This is a genomic window from Bradyrhizobium sp. P5_C11_2 (assembly GCF_054049755.1).
Genome location: NZ_JBFULT010000698.1, coordinates 1 through 3349, shown reverse-complemented (window position 1 = coordinate 3349; position 3349 = coordinate 1). Strand labels below are relative to the sequence as shown.

Annotated in this window: 4 protein-coding genes; 3 read left to right on the top strand and 1 reads right to left on the bottom strand. The window is 63.7% G+C overall.

Annotation, left to right across the window (positions count from 1 at the left end; all coding sequences use genetic code 11):
• The 3 genes from ACXJL8_RS37125 to ACXJL8_RS37115 form a co-directional block, all read left to right on the top strand.
• The coding region (locus tag ACXJL8_RS37125) for a CAP domain-containing protein (protein ID WP_456686626.1) at window positions 1–126 on the top strand (126 nt) is incomplete at its 5' end.
• A 78-nt stretch (window positions 127–204) separates the two neighbouring features.
• Window positions 205–1383 carry a DUF3734 domain-containing protein gene (locus ACXJL8_RS37120; RefSeq protein WP_456620743.1) on the top strand — a complete coding sequence of 393 codons (1179 nt, stop codon included), beginning with the start codon at window positions 205–207 and terminating at the stop codon, window positions 1381–1383.
• Window position 1384: 1 nt separating this feature from the next.
• Window positions 1385–2173 (top strand): 3-hydroxybutyrate dehydrogenase, encoded by a 789-nt coding sequence (locus ACXJL8_RS37115; RefSeq protein WP_456620742.1) that lies wholly within the window; start codon window positions 1385–1387, stop codon window positions 2171–2173.
• 147 nt (window positions 2174–2320) lie between these two features.
• Here ACXJL8_RS37115 and ACXJL8_RS37110 read toward each other — a convergent pair whose 3' ends face one another.
• Window positions 2321–3145 carry a sulfite exporter TauE/SafE family protein gene (locus tag ACXJL8_RS37110; RefSeq protein ID WP_456620741.1) on the bottom strand — a complete coding sequence of 275 codons (825 nt, stop codon included), beginning with the start codon at window positions 3143–3145 and terminating at the stop codon, window positions 2321–2323.
• Window positions 3146–3349 lie beyond the last annotated feature (204 nt).

Below are 3349 nucleotides of genomic sequence, written 5' to 3'. Positions count from 1 at the left end.
CCTCCGCATCGCGCCAATATGCTCAAGAACGGTGTCACAAAATTGGGCATAGCGGCGGGCTATGCTCCCGGTACCAAATACAAGGTGTTCTGGACCATGATCCTGGCGTCGACCGAGCCGCGATAAGCCAGACTTGATCCCGGGATACATTGACGCCGCGGCGAACTGTCGCCACGGTCGCTCGTCATCTGCTATTGTTCCCGCATGACCAATTACACCAGTCCGGAATCCGCCAGCGTCCCCGCGAATGCGCAACGTGTCCTGGTGTTGCAGGGCGGCGGCGCGCTCGGCTCCTATCAGGCCGGCGCCTATCAAGCCCTGTGCGGCTATGGCTTCGAGCCTGAATGGGTCGCCGGCATCTCGATCGGGGCGGTCAACGCCGCCATCATCGCCGGCAACGAGGGGCACACCCGCGTCAAGCGGCTCAAGGAATTCTGGGAGATGGTCTCGGCTCCGGTGCCGTGGAAGCCGATCGGCAAGAGCGACCACAGCCGCGAGCTGTTCAATTCGACCAGCGCCGCGCTGATTGCCACCTTCGGCGTGCCCGGCTTCTTCGTCCCGCGCGTCCCGCCCGCGCCGATGTGGCCGCCGGGCCATCCCGAGGCGGAGAGCTATTACGACACCGCGCCGCTGAAGAAGACGCTGGAGCGTCTGGTCGATTTCGACCGCATCAACGATCTGAAGACGCGCTTCTCCGTCGGCGCCGTCGGCGTCACCTCCGGCAACTTCAAATATTTCGACAATTACGAGTTCAGGAAACTCGGCAAGAAGATCGGTCCCGAGCACATCATGGCCTCCGGCGCATTGCCGCCGGGCTTTCCGTCCGTCGTCATCGACGGCGAGCACTACTGGGACGGCGGCATCGCCTCCAACACGCCGCTCGATTACGTGCTCGATGCCGAGGTGGTTCGCGACATGCTGATCTTCCAGGTCGATCTGTTCAGCGCCCGCGGCGACCTGCCGAATTCGCTGCTCGAAGCCACCGAGCGCGAGAAGGACATCCGCTTTTCCAGCCGCACCCGAATGAATACCGACAAGAACAGGCAGCTGCACAACGCGCGCAGGGCCGTGCGCGACCTGATCGGTAAATTGCCGGACTATCTGAAGAACGATCCGTCCGTCGAATACCTCGCCAAGGCGGCGCGCGAAAGCACCGTGACCGTGGTGCACCTGATCTATCGCAGCAAGAACTACGAATCCTCGTCCAAGGATTACGACTTCTCGCATGTCGCGATGGTCGAGCATTGGGAAGCCGGCGTGCGCGACGTGCATCTGTCGATGCGCCACAAGGATTGGCTCGAGCGGCCGCAATCCGACGAGACCATGGTGACCTACGATCTCACGGGGGACGTTACCGCGCCCCCGGCAAAAAGGAGCGAATGATATGGGTAGTCTGTCAGGCAAGAACGCCGTCGTGACCGGATCGACCAGCGGCATCGGTCTCGCCTATGCGCGCGCCTTCGCGGCCGCCGGGGCCAACGTCGTCATCAACGGCTTCGGCTCGCCGGAGGACATCGAGAAGGAACGCGCGAAGATCGAGTCCGATTTTGGCGTGAAGGCGATCTATTCGCCCGCCGACATGACCAAGCCCGCCGAGATCGCCGGGATGATCGCGCTTGGCGAAAAGACTTTCGGCTCGGTCGATGTCCTCGTCAACAATGCCGGCATCCAGTTCGTCTCGCCGATCGAGGAATTCCCGGTCGAGAAGTGGGACCAGATCATCGCGATCAACCTGTCGTCGGCCTTCCACGCCATCCGCGCCGCGGTGCCCGGCATGAAGAAGAAGGGCTGGGGCCGCATCATCAACACGGCGTCCGCGCACTCGCTGGTCGCCTCGCCCTTCAAGTCGGCCTACGTCTCGGCCAAGCACGGCATTGCCGGCCTCACCAAGACGGTGGCGCTGGAGGTTGCGACCCACAAGATCACCTGCAACTGCATCAGCCCGGGCTATGTCTGGACGCCGCTGGTGGAGAAGCAGATCCCCGATACGATGAAGGCGCGCAATCTGACCCGCGAGCAGGTCATCAACGACGTGCTGCTCGACGCGCAGCCGACCAAGGAGTTCGTCACCTCCGAGCAGGTCGCGGCGCTGGCGCTGTTCCTGTGCGGCGACGACGCCGCGCAGATCACCGGCACCAACCTCTCGATCGACGGCGGCTGGACCGCGGAGTAGGGCTCCAGGCCGTAGGGTGGGCAAAGGCGCGTGAGCGCCGTGCCCACCATACTTCCGCGATTGAGGAGAAGCGGCGGGCACGCTTCGCTTTGCCCACCCTACGATCTGGTCGGGCGATGACAGCAAGAGCGGCGAGCCGCTTTTCGCTCAATGCGTCCACGCCAGAGCGGTCACGATCGCGGACGACAGGTTCAATTCCGTGAACATGATCTTGCCGGCCACCACGAACAGGACGCTGGCCAGCGCGAGGCGGAGCACGGTCTCCGGCACGCGCGTTGCGCTGTAGCTGCCGATGATGATGCCCGGCAGCGAGCCCAGCAGCAGCACGCCCATGAGGGCCCAATCGACGTCGCCAAGCGCCCAGTGTCCGGTGCCCGCGACCAGCGTCAGCGGCACCGCGTGCGCGATGTCGGAGCCGACGATGGTTGCCATCGGCAGGCGCGGGTAGAGCAGCAGCAGCACGGTCACGCCGACCGCGCCGGCACCCACCGACGAAATCGACACCAGCACACCGAGAATGACGCCGGTGACGACGGTTGCGATCGCCGTCTTGCGCTCGTCGACCTGCTCCAGGCGCCGGCGATAGCGCTCCATGATGGCCTTGCGAAAGATCAGCGAGGTCGCGGTCAGCACCAGGGCAAAGCACAGCACCAGATTGACCAGGCTGCGCTCGGTATCGCTCTTGAGATCGAGCTTCCACAGCACGAGAAGCGTCAAGGCGCTCGCAGGGATGCTGCCGCAGGCAAGCCGCAGCACGGCGGGCCAGTGTATGCTGCGCGACCAGCCATGCACGACGCTGCCGCCCGCCTTGGTGCCGGCGGCGTAGAGCAGATCGGTCCCGACCGCGGTGGAGGGATGGATGCCGAACAGCAGGATCAGCAGCGGCGTCATCAACGATCCGCCACCCACGCCGGTCATCCCGACAAGCAGGCCGACGCCGAATCCCGAGGCGACGTAAAGCGGATCAATCATCTCTGGGGAATCTTAGGTTCATCTGGTCAGTCAGGCAATATGACGTAGAATAAACTTTCCCTGAGACGCAACCGTCTGGACCGAATAAGAAAAATCTTGCTTTCGGCCGAGGCCGGGCAGTCATTTCGCCCAAATCGCGATCATTTCGCGAAATATGTGTCCCGGCCGGACGTTCGCGCGGATCAGGCGCCGACGCCGAGGAAG

Excerpts from the sequence above, each read along its gene's own strand:
- ACXJL8_RS37115 (WP_456620742.1), top strand. The coding sequence starts at position 1,385 with ATGGGTAGTCTGTCAGGCAAGAACGCCGTCGTGACCGGATCGACCAGC.
- ACXJL8_RS37120 (WP_456620743.1), top strand. The coding sequence starts at position 205 with ATGACCAATTACACCAGTCCGGAATCCGCCAGCGTCCCCGCGAATGCG.
- ACXJL8_RS37110 (WP_456620741.1), bottom strand. The coding sequence starts at position 3,145 with ATGATTGATCCGCTTTACGTCGCCTCGGGATTCGGCGTCGGCCTGCTT.